Below are 16,695 nucleotides of genomic sequence, written 5' to 3' on the forward strand. Positions count from 1 at the left end.
CGTTTTTTATGTCTGTTTCTGTGTCTGACGAATTACAACTATTTGCTCAAGAGGTTCAAAGCTTTTTATCTCCAAATACCTTACGGAATCTTGCCAGAGATGTTGGTTTTGTACAACGAACCAGTAAGTACCAAGCAAAAGATTTAGTCGCTTTATGTGTATGGCTGAGCCAAAATATAGCTATGACTTCTTTAACTCAGTTATCTAGCTGTTTAGAAGCATCAACAGCAGTGCTTATCAGTCCTGAGGGACTGAATCAACGATTTAATGAGGCGGCCGTCCAACTTTTACAACGTCTACTAGCCGAACTACTAAGCAAAAAATTGGCCGCATCTATGCCAATTTCTTCTCCATACACTTCTGTTTTCAAGCGTATTCGTATTTTAGATTCAACTGCATTTCAACTCCCGGATGTATTTTCATCGGTTTATCCAGGTGCAGGAGGATGCAGCCATACAGCTGGGATAAAAATTCAACTTGAGTATGATTTGTTAAGTGGACAGTTCCTACATATTCATACAGGTCCAGGTAAACAACATGATCGCACTTACGGCTCTCTGTGTGCCCCAACTGTGACAGCGAATGATTTATGTATCCGAGATTTAGGTTATTTTCATTTAAAAGACCTTCAGTATATGCAAGATAAGGAGGCCTACTATATCTCTCGTATCAAGTCGAATACACTTATTTATCAAAAGAATCCTAACCCTGATTATTTTCAAGATGGAAGAATTAAGAAAGGTACAGAGTATATACAGATAGATATGGAGACGTTAATGAACTCCCTTCAACCAGGACAAACATGTGAAATAGCTGATGCTTATGTAGGAATGATTGATAAAGTGCCAGCTCGTGTAATTGTTCATCGATTAACAAAACAACAGCAACAAAAACGATTACAAGATCAAGCTGTAAGAGAAAAAAAGAAAGGAATGAAGTATTCTCCTCGTAGTAAACGACTCAGTGGTATCAATGTATATATGACAAACACCTCTACAGATATTGTCCCGATGGGACAGGTACATGACTGGTATTCTTTGCGTTGGCAAATCGAAATTTTATTTAAAACGTGGAAGTCATTCTTTCAAATCCATCATTGTAAAAAGATAAAACCCGAACGATTGGAGTGCCATTTATATGGTCAATTGATTGCCATTCTACTCTGTTCTTCTATCATGTTTCAAATGCGCCAATTGCTCCTCATGAAGAAAAAATGAGAGCTTAGTGAGTATAAAGCCATATATATGATTAAAAACTATTTTCTTCTTCTATTCCAAACTATACAAAAAAACACCCAAGAGCTATCAAAGGTGTTACTTCGTCTGTTCAATCTCCTACAGCAAAACGGGCGGAAATCTCATCGATATGAGAAGAAAACGGTCTTTGATATATTAGGTGTCGTTTACAATTGTACTATGTCGGACAATCAAGCCGCTTAATTCAAAAAAGTGAAACCCGTTAGGGTTTATTTCGTATGCAAATCTTTCAATCACCTACACTTGCCCTTTAGAAAAAAGAAACAATCAAGCCTAAAATTGACTTTGCATAAGCTTAGCTTGATAGCGATGGGGTAGCGCCACATACCCAACAAGCTAACAATGTATATTCCATGCACTTTCGTTCTTGATGCTTGATATTTTTATTTGTTTTTAAAGTTTGCTTTTGATTAAAAGGGAAAATACACGCTATAAAAACAAAACTCTAATATATCTATATAAAAATCTATAAATAAGGGTTTACTCACATAATAATATTTTTTATTTAAAACAAGTAACTGATTAATAATCCTGCCGATAATAAAAAGCCAAAAATCGTTCTTGCTCGCACGATAACTTTGCATCAAAATATCGTTTTTTCTAATATGGGGTACAGTTGAGATACATGAAATTTTGGGTATTAGGCTTACAACCGTTTGGACTTATAGCTAGCTTTATTATCTCTATTTACAAGGAGCTGATTATGACAACTACATTAAGTTTTTCAAAAGAAAATCCGTTGCTCAAATTCGAACAACGGACCTTCTTTATATGAACCAATTTAAAACATCCTCAGCAATCTCTTCTGGTCTATCCCAATGCATTAGGTGCCCTGTATCTATATAAAGCTTAGTCGTAATATCAATATGCTTTTTAAATTCCTCAATCTGTAATTCTCTTATTTCTAAATAATTATGTGGGAGATCACAATACAATAATAAAATATCGCTTTTAATTTTATCTGATTTCAACGTTTTATACACTGTATATTGAAACTTAATTACCCTTCTAGCGGTATCGCCATTAGCATGCCATTTCACTTTACTATCTTCTTCTCGCATTAAATCATAAACCGCACGCTCTATTAATGGTGACCATCTACTGTAAGCCATTTTTTCTGATTGGATGAATGCTTCTTTACTGTCAAAAATATATTCATCAAAATCTTTTTCGTAATGGGTGATTTCTTCTTCTAATGACCGCGGTGGGCACTCTCCTTCTTTCACACCTTTATATAGCTCCGCAAAATAATTTGCATTCATTTTGCCATGATGATAACCACCATCTAACAAAACCATTTTATTCACTTTTTCTGGACATTCTGCTGCGTAGTGAAGCGCAACACTTGCTCCCCATGAATGTGCTAATATATGAAATGTTTCTTTTCCTATCTGCTCAAGTAATGCTACTACCCAATTTGTTAAATGGGATGCACCGTAATCTTCATCCTTCTCAAAATTTGGTGTTTTCCCATGTCCCGGTAGATCAAACGATACAACATGATATTTATCTTTTAACAATTCCGCCATTTCCATAAAACTTAATTTTGTACTTCCTAAACCATGAAAACAAATGATTTGAGGATTACTTTTATCTCCCCATTCACAAACACTTGCTTCATATTCGCCAAATTCTACAAAAAAGTGATTCATTTTTAATCTCCTCTAACCATCATATATATATTAGTTCCAATGCGAAATTGTTTTTTCATAATAAATAAATTCAATAAAATTATCCAAATCCCTTTTTCGTAAATGCTTCTTATAGAATGCGAGAGTTAAATCTAGTTAAAAGCACCAAATGCTTAACTTCATGTTTACCGATGCTAATAGTTAGACTACATCTTCACACCCATGAAATTAATATAGTTTAATAATTGTAATACACGCCTATCATATGTGTGATGTTTCAAAGTCCTATCCAGTCCATTTTTCGCTATTTGTTTTCTTTCTTGTACATGTTCCAAATAATACTCTGCTTTTTGTATAAAATCTGGTGCACTATTAAAAGTTTCTATTTCAACACCTGGTATGTAATGCTTTGATATATCTGGGCGTATATCAGTTAATTGAAAAGAACCTACGGCATTAATTTCAAACGTCCTATTATTTACTGAATAGGCTTGGATATTTGCAGCATTACAATTCAATTCCTGATCATTTGGTGAACGGTGTAAATTTATATTGATTTTAGTCGATACGTAAAATTGTAACGCATCTTCATACTTTGCAAGTGGTAAGAGTTGTATTTTATCCTTTAATCTTTCATAATTCTTTAACTTCTCCCAACCGAACCCCACAATTTTTATGTTTTTTTCTGCTAAATACTCTGAAATAGAATCAATAAAGTTAATTCTATTTTCAAATGCTGTGCCTATAAAACTAAGATCATACTTATATGTATCTTCTTTCTGAGAAGGCTTAAACACATCTTGATTTGCTGCTAAAGGGAGATGAAACACATTATTACATCCTATCCCCCTATAAAACTTGATACAATTTAAATCTTGCGTAAATATGTAATCATAATACGGAACAAGATTTTGTGTTACATCCGTATAATAAGGATCATCTGTTAGCCAAAGCCCAGTAGTAAACCCTGCCTTTTTTAAGAATGGCATAATGTGATAAAATTCTTCACTTAAACCGCTTAGTACCAAAATAAAATCTGGTTTCACTTTTAACGCGGTTTTTATAGCTTTTTCCGGACTCACCATACTTGTATCGCTGTTTACCTTTTGTAAACTATTCAAAATTGCTGCTTCGATCATTGGGTAATAAAAAGGAATTCCTGATTGAATAAATAAGATTTTCTTAGGCGTATTGTCTTTCATGTCATCCCCCCTATTTCTACATAATCAAAGTGCACAAAAATTAGCAGTCTTTATTCATTTTATGACATCTTACTTTACATGTATAAGCAACGTTTATGTCCATTATGTTGAACTTCCCTCATTTTAGAAGTTGTCACGAAGGGAATAAAATTAGGTTATATTCAGCCCAATTATTAAACATAAAAAATGAATACATAAAAAAAGAGCCTGCTCGTATAAGTTGGCTCTTTCTCTTTTAAAATATCTAAAACGTTCTACAACAAAAAACTATGATTACGGTCAAATTACTTCCAAACAACACCTCGCCGCTCATATTCCATTCTATATTCAACAGCAGCTGCAATTTTGGGACCTGCGAACCTTTCCGTTATCCAAAGACCTAAATCAAGCCCTGAAGTAACTCCTCTTGCGGTAATACTATCGCCTTGATCCACAATTCTGTAAGGAAGAAATTCTGCCCCATATGTAGGAATTTCACTCTGCGCCAAATGATGCATTGTTACCTTTTTATCATTCAATATACCGGATGCAGCTAGTAACATACCTCCAGTACAAACTCCAGCAACAATCGTTCCTTTATTGTGCATCTCTCTAATTATTTTAGTCAAAGTACCAACCTCAGCTTGCTTGCGTGCCCCGTGTTTTGCTTTATGATTCCAGCCACCACCAGGTACAATTAACAAATCTGGACGATTATTCATTCGTAAAAAATCATGTAATTTAACTGTAACTCCAAACGAAGTAGTAACTTCTTGTTTTTGTTCACTTGATACAAGTTCAACTGTAAATGGAGCTCCTTCTTCTATCGCTCTATTTAATACTTCAAAAGGTGCAAAGGAGACGAGCTCTCCGAAACCATCAAACAATACTATTTGTATTTTCATTTTTAGAAAACCTCCTATGGTTTCTTATTTGAATCCCAAATTAGGAGAATACATGTTATGTACAAATTAATAATGAAGATAGTCTTTCTCCCCTAGTTCTATAAACTTCCAAATGTTTTTCTAATTCCCTCTCATCACTTATTACACTTAGCGTTTTCTTCACAAAATTCCAATTCTAACTACCGGATAGCCATAGTAACGAAGAAAGTCTTTTGTAATCATTTGATGTTACAATATTATGAGCCTTATACCCTTCTAAAAATGCACTAGCAACACTTGAACATACTTCATGCGAATGTATTCCTTCTGTTCGAGAATACCATTTTATTAAAAAGGACAATCCTTCAATGCGGTCTACATAACTAATAGACTCAAAATCTACAATTCCTTTTACCTGTTGATTTGAGTCCCATAAAACATTCAAAGGATTTAAATCTGTTTGTACGATAAACTCTAATTCAATCGTATATGCGCACTTTATATGATATTTAGCAAGATCTATATACTCCCGTAATTCTTTACATGCGCTTGCCTTACTTTCTAACATATGAATAAACTGGGCATACCCATCCAAATGAGATTTCTTTTGAAAAATCGAGCTTTGAAATGCGCAAGAAATATCATGGATCTTTCTTGCTTCCTTTCCGAAGGCTTTTGCGATAGCTTCTGTACAATGTGTAATATGTTCTCCTTCAATCCAATTAGACAATACAAATCGGTATTGTTCATCATTCCAATTGACAATCGTAAATGAATCTCCTGCCCTATTCTTGTTCATTTGCATAAAAGGAATTCCCTGCTCGCATAAATAATACGTATACCGTACTTGCTCTATTAGTTGTTCGTTTGGTAACGCCCCAAAAGCCGGATTGATTGTTCGCTTGCTATTTATAAACCTTGCGGAATACCGCTTTCCATTCACCCTAATTTTATAGTGTAAATCTGGATTCCAACTATCATTATGTAATTCTTCTTCCACTGCTAGTGAATGAATTTCTTCAAAATAATTTATTAATATGTCTTTTATTATGTGTTTCATTCTATTCTCCTTACATGTAACAACCCTCGATGATAGGTTTGTAAAATACACTTAATTTAATCAAAAGAAAAATAATATCCTACGTAATTAAACACATTTGTAAAGCCTACATTTTCTACGACGGCCACAGAAGGTTTATTTAATTCCATACAGTCCCAATATGGAATGATATTATTCTCCAAACACTCTTTTACGAAACTATGAGCTATCGTTTGAGCTAATTTTCTCCCCTGATGCTCCTCTATTGTTTCAATATCTATACAGTGTATATTTTCAAATACAAATCCTGAAAAACAAACACTCACAATTAGATCACCATAAACAATGCAATAACCGATTCCTTCATTGAAAAAACAATCCGGTGAAGACCAAAACTCTAAAATTTTTGATTGTAAAAAATCAATGTTCTTAAATGTCTTTTTATTATTTTCATAGAGAGCTTTACACATTTTCAGCACAGTATATCCCTGTTCAAATTTAGGCTCATGATGATTTTCATAATCCTCTTTTCTTAGCATATACACTCTTTGATTCCAACGCTTTAAGTTACGGTGCTGAAATATTCTTTCGATTGTTTTATTCCACTTTGAATGATTCCCGATTCCTTCAAAGCAATCTAGTCCTGCTGTCCTCGCCTCAGGTACTATTACATGATTAATAAAACGATTCATTTCTTTATTAAACTCTTCATTTTCAGCATTTCCAATAAAGAAGAAGCCATCATTATTACCTAACCAAATGAGTCCCGAATTAGGAGAAGTCTCGTTATCTACAAATATTCGACCAGGATTCACTCCCGTAATTACAGCTTTGACTTCTAATTGACCGTGTTCATTTATTAAACTGCTACATTTATAAAAATCATTCTTACTTAATTCAGAAATCATAAGTTAAACCACCTTTCCGAAACCAATCTATTCTAACTTTATCATTTCATCAGAATATTCTCTATTTAATTTAGTATTTTTTGTAAATCAATGTAGTCGGCTTTATGTATAAAAAAAGCCAATCTCCTATGCAATAGAAGATTGACTCTTTTCTTTATTTACTCCCCTGTTTCAGAAAAGCACTTTATACGTTCACCAATTTCATCACGCACACGTTGAAATTCAGACCATTCTTTTCCTGCTGGATCATCAAATCCCCAGTGAACACGATTCACATGCGGCGGAGTAGATGGACAGACAGCATCTGCATGACTACAAAGCGTAACGACTAAATCAGCACTATTTAAAATGTTTGCATCAATTATATCCGATGTTTGATTTGTTATGTCGATATTTACTTCGTTCATTGCTTTAATTGCGTTTGGATTTACTCCATGTGCCTCGATTCCTGCAGAATAAACATTCCACTTATCTCCTAAATATTGTTTACCCCATGCTTCTGCCATTTGGCTTCTGCATGAATTTCCTGTACATAAGAAATAGATTGTCTTTTTATTTTCCATGTTGTTTTCCGCCTTTGTTTTTAAATTTAGACTGGTTGATCATTAAAATATTTACGTTTAAACCAAAAAGCGACGTTTACAAGTGCAATCATGACAGGTACTTCCACTAACGGTCCGATAACAGCTGCAAATGCTGCGCCCGAATGAATACCAAACACACCAACTGCTACAGCAATCGCTAACTCAAAGTTATTACTACCTGCTGTAAATGCTAACGTTGTTGTTACCGGATAGTTTGCACCAATTTTTCTTCCCATAAAGAAAGAAACAAAAAACATCACAATAAAATAGATGAATAACGGAATCGCTATTCTTACTACATCTAGTGGCACGCTAACAATCATCTCCCCTTTTAAAGAGAACATAATGATGATTGTAAATAGCAATGCAATCAATGTAAGTGGACTAATCTTAGGTATAAACACCTTTTCATACCACTGTCTTCCTTTTAACTTAACTAGTACAAAGCGTGTCAACATACCTGATATAAAAGGAATTCCTAAATAGATAAATACTGATTTTGCTACTTCTATCATTGTAATATCGACAATAGCACCTTCAATCCCTAACCATTCTGGAATTACGGTTACAAACACGTATGCATAAACCGAGAAGAATAACATTTGAAATACCGAGTTAAAAGCCACTAAACCTGCCGCATACTCTTTATCCCCATCAGCAAGATCGTTCCAAACAATGACCATTGCAATGCAACGTGCTAACCCAATCATAATGAGACCAACCATGTACTCTGGCTTATCTGGAAGAAAAATAATTGCTAAAACAAACATAAGTACAGGTCCAATAATCCAGTTTTGTACTAAAGATAAAACCAACACTTTTACATCTTTAAATACCCGGCCCATTTCCTCGTAGCGAACTTTCGCTAATGGTGGATACATCATTACAATTAAACCAACAGCAAGCGGGATAGACGTTGTTCCTACTTGTAATGTATTCAGTCCGTCTACTACACTAGGAAACACAAACCCCAAACCAATCCCAACAGCCATCGCTAGAAAAATCCATAGTGTTAAATATCGGTCTAGAAAAGATAAACGTTTCATTTTATTTTCCATCTCCTATTAACAACAAGAATTTTTTTCTACTACGTTAGAAGTCGTGCAACAAGATAGATCTTCTATTTTATGAACATCACTATGTGCTTTTGTATAAAAGAACTCCCACTCATTCCCATCAGGATCCGTTACCCAAAACTTATCTTGAACCGCATAGCAGCAAGTTGTTTCCATCTCATCACGCGCAAAGAAACCCTCTTTTTCTAATCGCTCTTTATGTAATGCGATTTCTTCAGCTGTATCCACTTGGAAACCGAAATGATTCACCTGATTTCCTTTCACTTCATCTCGTACGTTCAGCGTAAAATTAAGTCCTGGCGTCTCTAATAAAAATTTTGCATAATCCGTTTTCACCTTAACTGGCGATACACCAAATACCTTTTCGTAAAATTCAATAGACTTCTCTAAATTCGTAACATTTATACCAACGTGAACATATCTCATACCTTATTCCTCCTCTTTACATGTTATTAATCAATTTTTTTTGATTAATAGTGCAAAATTTTAACAACAGCTTCCTTTGCCTGTTTTTCTAAAGATACAACACAATTCTTCTGATAATAAATTATTCACTTCCGTATCATTTAAATCATAATAACTCCACGTACCTTTTGTTTCTTTTATAATTAAACCTGCGTCTAATAAAATCTTCAAATGATAGGACAACTTAGATTGCGTCATTTCAAAAATCTCTGTTAAATCACATACACACGTCTGGCCTCGCTGGCACAGTTCATACATGATTTCTAAGCGCTTCTGATCCGCCAACGCTTTAAATTTTTTCTCATAGAGCTGAAAATCTTGTGCCACTGTAGTTCACTTCCCTTCATCAACTTTTTTTGATATTTGTAGTATATACGCTGGTGAGTTCTTTATGCAACTAGTTAATCAATTTTTTTTGATTAATTAAAAAAGCTTCCTCGCATCATACCTTTTTACAACATAATAGTTACAATATTTCGGAGGAATGGAGTCTCTATAACTGTTTTAAATTTTAATTTGACCATTATAGAGTAGTGCCCATCACCATCAAGCTAAAAAAACAAATACCCCAAAATGAAAAGATTGATATAACTCTTCGGCAAATAAAGAGAACTCTTGTTTTTGGTGCATATTCATAAAAAGCACGTCACCCTTTCTCATTAACATAAGAGAATAGTACCGTGCTTTTAATTTCAAAAATAGTCTAAATCCTTAAGTTGATGGTTGTGGAGCTGGACCCAATAAGAACGGTATCTAAGATTGTATGAAAGGTGTTAGTTCCATTCAAAAGGCCTCAGCCGACGATTAACTCAAGTACCGATTTCGGATAACCCCCATGTGATGAAGTTCGTGTCCTGCGATGCCGTACGCGAGGGCGCGCGCCGTAATGCTTAGGTTGTTGGCTGTGCCCTTGCGGGTCCACGCCTCAGCCGGTAGCCCGCGCAGCAATGTGATCGTTGATTGCCGTACGGCCCGGTAGTCTTCGGCCAATTGTGCGGTTGTCCAGCTTCCGAAAGGAGGCATGAACAATTCCTGATCGAAACCAGTCAGAGGCGTCTGGTCCCCTCTTGCGAACCGGAGCAGGCGGTAGGTCATGACGCGTTCTGCGTCTGCAATGTGGCCCACGACTTCTTTCAACGTCCATTTTCCTTCCGCACACCGATACGCGTACTGACTTTCGGTCAACGATGCCAGGAGCTCGGTCATTTGCTTTTCCTGGGTGAGCAGAATATCGATGATGTTACCGTCCGGTACCAAACGGATATATTCGCCGGAGTTCCCAGCGTATTCTTCTTCTGACGGTCTATGATTCATGCGAAGTCACCTCTTATATGTATAGATATAGAAAATTATAGCACTCGTATATGTCTAATAAATTCGCGAAATGACAGAACTTTCCTTCTCATAATTGAGGATAAACAACTATTTAGTTGGTCGGTCGCCACACTATCCTGATTCGTTAGCACAATAAGCAATGCTAATCAATAATGCATAAAAGTTATCTGTTATACAATATTTCGAAGTTATTAATATATAAAGATAACACCTTCTTTTTTTAATTTAAAGATGAATTTTCAATTACATTTTGAAATGAACCGAAGTAAAACACACTAGTCTAACTGCTTTTCTATACAAGATTTTATGCAAAAAAGAATAGCGAATATCCCTAGAATCCCCGCTATATCAATGATGTATAAAAGCTTGTATAAGAGATAAATAGACATAGAGACAAAAAATTTAGTAAAAACAAGGATTCTATGAAAAACTTGCTACCGATAACGAGAATTATGTAAATAAGCTGTCCATGTGGACAGCTTATTATTTTTTGGCTTAGCGTGCAAAATTCGCGTCTTGTTGGCGGTACCCCATCGCTATCAACTTAAGAATTAATTGTTCCCCAAAACGAAAAAAAAGAAACATAGAAGTGAAAAACCCCTGTTTTTCTTTTTGATAACTATATTTATTGGAAAATACTTTGAACTTTCGGGTACAGATGCTCCTTCTATCCTATTATAGAAGCTATTTTGAACGTAAGTAATTTGTAAGGAATAGGTAAGAAAAAAGAGATTTTCATTGTGTAGGATAAAAATATAAGGAGGTGTGAAAGGCGGAACAGATATGACTTATATAGGAAAAACAAACCAGTAACAAGAGTGGTTCAAGGAAAAGAAGTAATTTCTGGGGTTAACATACAAGTGGAAGAAAAGCGATTTACCGTTTGTTAAGACAGAATAGCCTTTGTAAAAATAATAATTATGAATATGATTACGAATTTAATTCTGACTTTTTTGTCATTTTTGGAGATGATAGCTGTGTAATTAATACGAAACAGCAAGCAACTAACTTTACAATTTAAATAAAGGAGAGGATGCTTTATGAAAACATGCAGTAAAATTACATGTGCAAGTCTATCACTTTTAATAGCTGGAAGTTCCCTGTTATACATAACACCAGCCTCAATTGTAAAAGCAGAACCCACGCAAAATGTATCTAGTTCGTTACAAACAAGTAATCAAAGCGATCGTACTTCCGTTAAGAAAGCAATGCGGGATTCACTCCAACTTGGATACCCTGGAATACTCGCTCAAATTTCTAAGGGTGGCAAAAATTGGAGATATGCTGCCGGGATAGCGGATCTGAGAACCAAGAAGCCGATGAAAACAGATTTTCGCTTTCGCATTGGCAGTACGACGAAGACATTCATTGCAACAGTTCTACTTCAATTGGCTGGAGAGAACCGCTTGAATCTAGATGACTCCATCGAAAAATGGTTGCCTGGCGTCATTCAAGGAAACGGATATGATGCTAACCAGATTACGATTCGGCAGATATTGAATCATACAAGTGGGATTGCTGAATACTTAAAGTCAAAAGACTATGATATTATGGATACAAAAAAATTGTATACGGCTGAAGAATTAGTAAAGATGGGAATTTCTCTTCCACCAGACTTTGCTCCAGGTAAGGGCTGGTCTTATTCAAACACAGGATACGTAATACTGGGTATCCTTATTGAAAAAGTAACTGGAAACAGCTATGCGGAAGAGGTTGAAAATCGGATTGTTGAACCGCTCGAATTGTCGAATACATTCCTACCTGGTAATTCAACTGTTATTCCAGGTACCAAACATGCCCGTGGATATGAAAGTTATGACGGAGAAAGTGAGCTAAAAGACGTTACTTATTCTTACCCAGGTAGCTCGGATGGAGATATGATTTCTACTGCTGACGATTTAAACAAATTCTTCTCTTACTTACTCAGTGGCAAATTACTGAAGGAACAGCAACTAAAACAAATGCTTACTACAGTTCCTACAGGAACAGAAGGAATCGATGGATATGGTCTTGGAATCTATGAAACTAAACTTCCAAACCGTGTCTCGATATGGGGACACGGAGGTGCCTCTCCAGGGTTTTCTAATTTTGCTGGAGGCACACTTGGAGGCAAGCATACATTGGCCATCAATTTGAATGGCCATAAAACTAGTCGTTCTGATCCTTTTAAAAATATTTTACTTGCTGAATTTAGCAAGTAGGTAAAAAGGAAAAACAGATAAATCTTCCCATAGTTTTTATAGTTAAAAATATACATTTCTGGTTCAAAAAACTTATTCTAAAAAAAATTTTGGGGATTTTGGAATTACGGGGGCAAACCAATGTTATTAAGCTAATAAAACAAAATACTCCCTAAAATAAAAAAATACGCTATTCTTTCTGTAGAATCATAGAAAAGGATGGCGTATTTTTAAACTTAGGGTTAAAGAAAGTTCTTAAGTTGATGGACATGGGGTGGGACCCCAAACAGTACGATTTTATTGCAAAGACACAACGATCTTACTACACACTTTTTATTTATCCCACACTCTCATCTGCTAGTATTACTATTTTTTATTACTAATGTTGCCGTTTCACTCGGATGGCTAAGAGGAAAATGATGGCCATATGGAACAAAATCAACCTTACCAAGATGCGATGGAGCAGAATAGCCTCTGTCATAATCCCCCCAAATAATGTGAAGATTATACTTTGTTACTTCATTAAAATCACCTTGATCGTGTTTCAGTAGTAAACTGTTAAGCTGAACCGTAGTATTTAAAATTCTAGGAGAAGTAAAACTGTTACTTATTTTTTCAATATAATGTTCAGGGATGCTCTCCATACTTTCAAACAAACCATTACTTAATAAATAACGCCCTATCAAATTAGTAGTTGCCAATTTTAATATCCATTTGTTCATAAATTGAGGAACATTTAGCGATCTAGCATTTTTTTTAGCAACAGGTGGCTGAAGTAAAGTGATTGAATACTTCTTATCTATGTACTCTTGTACCAATGCTTCCAAAAGAATAAACGCACCGAATGAATGGCCAATTAGATGTGCACCATTAGTAGCTTTCTCCAATAACTTTTTCACTACATTCAAATAGATATCTAGAAGATTTTTCTCTTGTTTAAAAGGAGAACGTCCCAAACCTGGAAGATCCACGATCCATACAGGTTGACCAGTTTTTTCATGAAGCTCTTGTGCTAAAGGAAATAAATCCTCTCCATCACTCAATAAACCATGTAATAAAATAAACGGTTTACCCTCTCCTTGTAATTGGTAAAGGGTCGTATTATCGCATAATGTTCGTTTAAATAAATGATTATGCTGGCCATTTTGATACATCATTCGATAATCCAGATCAGCTACTACGGCAGGGAAAAATTTCATTACACTCGTCTTCTTAAACCAATCTCCTCCCATAATTTTTTTCGCTGAAACATTTGAAAATTTTCGTTTTGTAATAAAATTCAGTCCATCAGAAGGAATTTTTGTTATTTTACTTACTCCACTATTCATAATTGCTTTCATAAGTGGCATTGGGACAGAGATTTTTGGTGCCCTCATATTCATACTTTCCGACATAATACTTAATAATTCAGCAATGTTCTGATCGTGCTGTTTGTCTTCAACAAGTGTATATGTTTGAATAGTCGGTTGTTCCAATCTGAAAACCTGCACAATAAACTTCGCAAGCTCATCGTTTGAAATAAGAGGTAACCTATATCCCTTACCTCCAGGAATCACTGGCATGAGCCCTCTTCGCATACTCATCACAAGCAAACCTAATCCTGCTATCTGCTCTGTACTCCCTGTTTTACTACTACCGACTACAGTTGGCGGATTAATTACAGAAAGCGGATAACCTACTGCTGATGCCTGGTGACGGATATAAAGATCTGCTAAAAATTTTGTTCTCTCATATGGATTTTTTATTTTCAAATAATTGTTTCCTTCTTTAAACACATCAATTGCAATCTTGCTATTTTTATCATCAAAGGGGCTCATATAACCTACAACATGAATAAATTGTTGCAAGCCCTTCAATTGATGAATGCTTTTAGCTAATTCACAAATGTGTTTGGCGCCATTTAAAAATACAGAAGCTGCATCTTTACTTGTCGCTTGAATATCCATGGGGCCTCCTGCGTGAATAATCACATCCGTTTTCAATACCCTCTCCTTATCTTCAGCACTTAGACCTAAATCTATTTTCGTCAAATCACCTTCAATAAAGTGCATAACTGCCTTTTTTAAGCTGCCTCTTTCTTGAAAAATGCGTATTGCTTTACTTTTCGACCTTACTAAAAGAAGAATTTTAACATCCTCTTTGGCTAATTCTTTCACTAGTTGCTTTCCAATAAAGCCTGTTCCACCAGTTAAAAATACTGTTCTCATATAAAATCCCCCTTTTAGTACTATTTAGTACTAATTTGATGTAAAAAAAAAGCTTCTTTTATCGAAGCAATTTAAAAAAATGATCTGCTGTTTTCGTAATTACAGTTGCATCCTTCAATGTTTCTGAAATAAATAACGCTCCTTCAAGATTTGTAATAAAAAGTGATGCAACCTCATCAATATTAATCGTATTTCTGAATTCTCCATTCTCTACCCCTTGTTTAAGTAATAGAGAAACTTTCTTTTGTAATCCTGTAAAAAAAAGACCTATTTTTTCTTTTATTTGCGTGGCCTGTTTAGGACTTTGAATATAAAGAGTAATAAATGGACAGCTCCCCTTATACTCTCTCGACTGAACTCCTTGTGATAATTGCTTTAAAAACAGTTGGATACGATCTTCAACTAAAAATTGGTTCTGAGAAAGTACGTCATCAATTGCAGATTGATACATTTCAATCCAATAATCAACGACCCCTTCTAATAATACTTCCTTATTAGAAAAGTGATAATACACATTAGACTTTGAAACTTTGCTTACACGTACTAATTCATCCATACTTGTATAAGCAAACCCTTTTTCTAAAAATAATGTTGCAGCTACTTCAATCACACGTTTTTGATTCATTAATTTTACCTTTGTCATAACTAGAACTATATAGTACTAATTTAAATATTGCAAGTATTTATGTTAATTTAGAAAAAAGTTTGATAAAAAAGTTTCACTAACATTGATTTTACTGCAAAAAAATCTTATTTTGAATAAAGTTGAACTGAACCCCGAAATTGTTAATTCACTATCGTCTAATAGGGGTCACCATACATACCCATCAACTTAAGAAAAAGAAATACCCCCTGATTCAAGTTGCCTAGCGAAAAAATCACGTTTTAATAGACTTCTTTATCAAGCATACCTTTCTATAAATTACTAGATTAGCTTGATGGATATGAAGTAGTGCCCCTATAAACAAAACCCTCCAGAAACATCTAAAATTTGCCCTGTTACCCAGCGACTATCACCAGAGGCAAGGAATGCTACTGCATCTGCAATATCTTCAACTTGCCCTATTCGTCCAAACACAGATGAGTTTGTAGCAAAATTTCGTATTTCCGGATCATCTAGCAATTTTGCATTGATATCTGTCTTCGTATATCCAGGCATAATTGCATTCACTGTTATACCTCTTTCTCCAAGATGTTTAGCTAGAGGTAGTGTCATCGTATTTAATGCACCTTTACTTAAGCCGTATGCAATGGACCCTGTAAAACCAAGTCGTACTTCAGCTGATGAAATGTTAATAACGCGCCCCTCTGCTCGTAGTAACGGTAATGTTTGCTGAATTAAAAAGAATGGCGCCTTAATATTTACGGCCATAATTTCATCAAAAACTTCTTCTGTTGTATTTTCAATCGTCCCTTGTGTACCTATCCCAGCATTGTTTACTAAAATATCAATCTCTAATGTACCAACTCTTATTTGTAATTCATTCTTCAATTGTTCTACTAGCTTTTTAACACCATCAATTGAATTAAGATCAGCTTCAATTAAAAAAGCCTTTCCTCCATTAGATTCAATCTCACTAATTGTTTCATCTACAGCTGCCTTATTTCGGCCGTAGTGAATCGCAACTAATGCACCGTCGTTTGCCAATCTCATCGCAATCGCACGACCAATGCCGCGACTCGCTCCTGTTACTAACGCTACTTTCCCATCAAGATTTTTCATTTTTCCCATCCTTCCTAAATTTCCGTTTAATAAAGTGAAACTTTAATCAGCCCTCACCAATTGGGCGTTTACGGGCAGTTAATGTGAGATGAATTCTATACTTATATTTTCATACAAAAACCAATCATTTTAAATATAGATCTATAGGTAATTTAGTTCGTTCACTTATGATATTATAGTTATAATTTGCAATTTACTTTAGAAAATATAACAAGGAGGATACACA

Annotated in this window: 13 protein-coding genes and 2 pseudogenes; 2 read left to right on the forward strand and 13 right to left on the reverse strand. The window is 35.0% G+C overall.

The features are described 5' to 3' along the window. Nucleotides 1-8: 8 nt before the first annotated feature. Nucleotides 9-1,439 (forward strand): annotated as a pseudogene (locus QCI41_RS05870) (IS4 family transposase). A 584-nt stretch (nt 1,440-2,023) separates the two neighbouring features. Here QCI41_RS05870 and QCI41_RS05875 read toward each other — a convergent pair. The 10 genes and pseudogenes from QCI41_RS05875 to QCI41_RS05920 all read right to left on the reverse strand — a co-directional run bounded on the left by QCI41_RS05875 (nt 2,024) and on the right by QCI41_RS05920 (nt 10,338). Continuing rightward, complete coding sequence (locus QCI41_RS05875) at nt 2,024-2,908, reverse strand: alpha/beta fold hydrolase (RefSeq protein WP_353837982.1); 885 nt, start codon at nt 2,906-2,908, stop codon at nt 2,024-2,026. A 185-nt stretch (nt 2,909-3,093) separates the two neighbouring features. Continuing rightward, the gene (locus QCI41_RS05880; protein ID WP_353837981.1) at nt 3,094-4,089 is read right to left on the reverse strand and encodes a CgeB family protein; all 996 of its coding nucleotides are present in this window, start codon (nt 4,087-4,089) and stop codon (nt 3,094-3,096) included. A 284-nt stretch (nt 4,090-4,373) separates the two neighbouring features. Continuing rightward, nucleotides 4,374-4,973 carry a DJ-1/PfpI family protein gene (locus tag QCI41_RS05885; protein ID WP_353837979.1) on the reverse strand — a complete coding sequence of 200 codons (600 nt, stop codon included), beginning with the start codon at nt 4,971-4,973 and terminating at the stop codon, nt 4,374-4,376. Between the two features lie 55 nt (nt 4,974-5,028). Continuing rightward, nucleotides 5,029-6,012 (reverse strand): annotated as a pseudogene (locus tag QCI41_RS05890) (phosphotransferase). A gap of 56 nt (nt 6,013-6,068) precedes the next feature. Continuing rightward, nucleotides 6,069-6,899, reverse strand: a complete 831-nt coding sequence (locus QCI41_RS05895) for a GNAT family N-acetyltransferase (RefSeq protein WP_353837977.1) — start codon at nt 6,897-6,899, stop codon at nt 6,069-6,071. A 158-nt stretch (nt 6,900-7,057) separates the two neighbouring features. After that, nucleotides 7,058-7,462 (reverse strand): arsenate reductase (thioredoxin), encoded by a 405-nt coding sequence (gene arsC / locus QCI41_RS05900; protein WP_353837976.1) that lies wholly within the window; start codon nt 7,460-7,462, stop codon nt 7,058-7,060. 26 nt (nt 7,463-7,488) lie between these two features. Continuing rightward, complete coding sequence (gene arsB, locus QCI41_RS05905; RefSeq protein ID WP_353837975.1) at nt 7,489-8,529, reverse strand: ACR3 family arsenite efflux transporter; 1,041 nt, start codon at nt 8,527-8,529, stop codon at nt 7,489-7,491. An 18-nt stretch (nt 8,530-8,547) separates the two neighbouring features. Further along, nucleotides 8,548-8,985 carry an ArsI/CadI family heavy metal resistance metalloenzyme gene (locus QCI41_RS05910; protein WP_353837974.1) on the reverse strand — a complete coding sequence of 146 codons (438 nt, stop codon included), beginning with the start codon at nt 8,983-8,985 and terminating at the stop codon, nt 8,548-8,550. Between the two features lie 60 nt (nt 8,986-9,045). Beyond that, nucleotides 9,046-9,351: an arsenical resistance operon transcriptional regulator ArsR gene (gene arsR / locus QCI41_RS05915; RefSeq protein ID WP_353837973.1), complete on the reverse strand. Its 306-nt coding sequence runs from the start codon at nt 9,349-9,351 to the stop codon at nt 9,046-9,048. 477 nt (nt 9,352-9,828) lie between these two features. Then, nucleotides 9,829-10,338: a DinB family protein gene (locus QCI41_RS05920; protein WP_353837972.1), complete on the reverse strand. Its 510-nt coding sequence runs from the start codon at nt 10,336-10,338 to the stop codon at nt 9,829-9,831. Nucleotides 10,339-11,399: 1,061 nt separating this feature from the next. On the opposite strand from QCI41_RS05920, the gene QCI41_RS05925 reads away from it, so the two are divergent. Then, nucleotides 11,400-12,560, forward strand: coding sequence for a serine hydrolase domain-containing protein (locus tag QCI41_RS05925; protein ID WP_353837971.1), 1,161 nt, complete (start codon nt 11,400-11,402; stop codon nt 12,558-12,560). A gap of 329 nt (nt 12,561-12,889) precedes the next feature. Here the strand turns inward: QCI41_RS05925 and QCI41_RS05930 are convergent, their stop codons facing one another. The 3 genes from QCI41_RS05930 to QCI41_RS05940 form a co-directional block, all read right to left on the reverse strand. Continuing rightward, complete coding sequence (locus QCI41_RS05930; RefSeq protein ID WP_353837969.1) at nt 12,890-14,746, reverse strand: alpha/beta fold hydrolase; 1,857 nt, start codon at nt 14,744-14,746, stop codon at nt 12,890-12,892. Nucleotides 14,747-14,804: 58 nt separating this feature from the next. Continuing rightward, complete coding sequence (locus QCI41_RS05935; protein WP_001072319.1) at nt 14,805-15,371, reverse strand: TetR/AcrR family transcriptional regulator; 567 nt, start codon at nt 15,369-15,371, stop codon at nt 14,805-14,807. A gap of 333 nt (nt 15,372-15,704) precedes the next feature. Further along, nucleotides 15,705-16,469 (reverse strand): SDR family oxidoreductase, encoded by a 765-nt coding sequence (locus QCI41_RS05940; RefSeq protein ID WP_353837968.1) that lies wholly within the window; start codon nt 16,467-16,469, stop codon nt 15,705-15,707. Between the last annotated feature and the right edge of the window lie 226 nt (nt 16,470-16,695).

This window comes from Bacillus cereus group sp. MG4, from assembly GCF_040460055.1.
GTDB lineage: Bacteria > Bacillota > Bacilli > Bacillales > Bacillaceae_G > Bacillus_A > Bacillus_A wiedmannii.

Coding starts and splice junctions, on each gene's coding strand:
- QCI41_RS05910 (WP_353837974.1), bottom strand. CDS start 8,985: ATGAGATATGTTCACGTTGGTATAAATGTTACGAATTTAGAGAAGTCT.
- QCI41_RS05875 (WP_353837982.1), bottom strand. CDS start 2,908: ATGAATCACTTTTTTGTAGAATTTGGCGAATATGAAGCAAGTGTTTGT.
- QCI41_RS05880 (WP_353837981.1), bottom strand. CDS start 4,089: ATGAAAGACAATACGCCTAAGAAAATCTTATTTATTCAATCAGGAATT.
- arsB (WP_353837975.1), bottom strand. CDS start 8,529: ATGAAACGTTTATCTTTTCTAGACCGATATTTAACACTATGGATTTTT.
- QCI41_RS05895 (WP_353837977.1), bottom strand. CDS start 6,899: ATGATTTCTGAATTAAGTAAGAATGATTTTTATAAATGTAGCAGTTTA.
- QCI41_RS05940 (WP_353837968.1), bottom strand. CDS start 16,469: ATGAAAAATCTTGATGGGAAAGTAGCGTTAGTAACAGGAGCGAGTCGC.
- QCI41_RS05935 (WP_001072319.1), bottom strand. CDS start 15,371: ATGAATCAAAAACGTGTGATTGAAGTAGCTGCAACATTATTTTTAGAA.
- QCI41_RS05925 (WP_353837971.1), top strand. CDS start 11,400: ATGAAAACATGCAGTAAAATTACATGTGCAAGTCTATCACTTTTAATA.
- QCI41_RS05920 (WP_353837972.1), bottom strand. CDS start 10,338: ATGAATCATAGACCGTCAGAAGAAGAATACGCTGGGAACTCCGGCGAA.
- arsC (WP_353837976.1), bottom strand. CDS start 7,462: ATGGAAAATAAAAAGACAATCTATTTCTTATGTACAGGAAATTCATGC.
- QCI41_RS05930 (WP_353837969.1), bottom strand. CDS start 14,746: ATGAGAACAGTATTTTTAACTGGTGGAACAGGCTTTATTGGAAAGCAA.
- QCI41_RS05885 (WP_353837979.1), bottom strand. CDS start 4,973: ATGAAAATACAAATAGTATTGTTTGATGGTTTCGGAGAGCTCGTCTCC.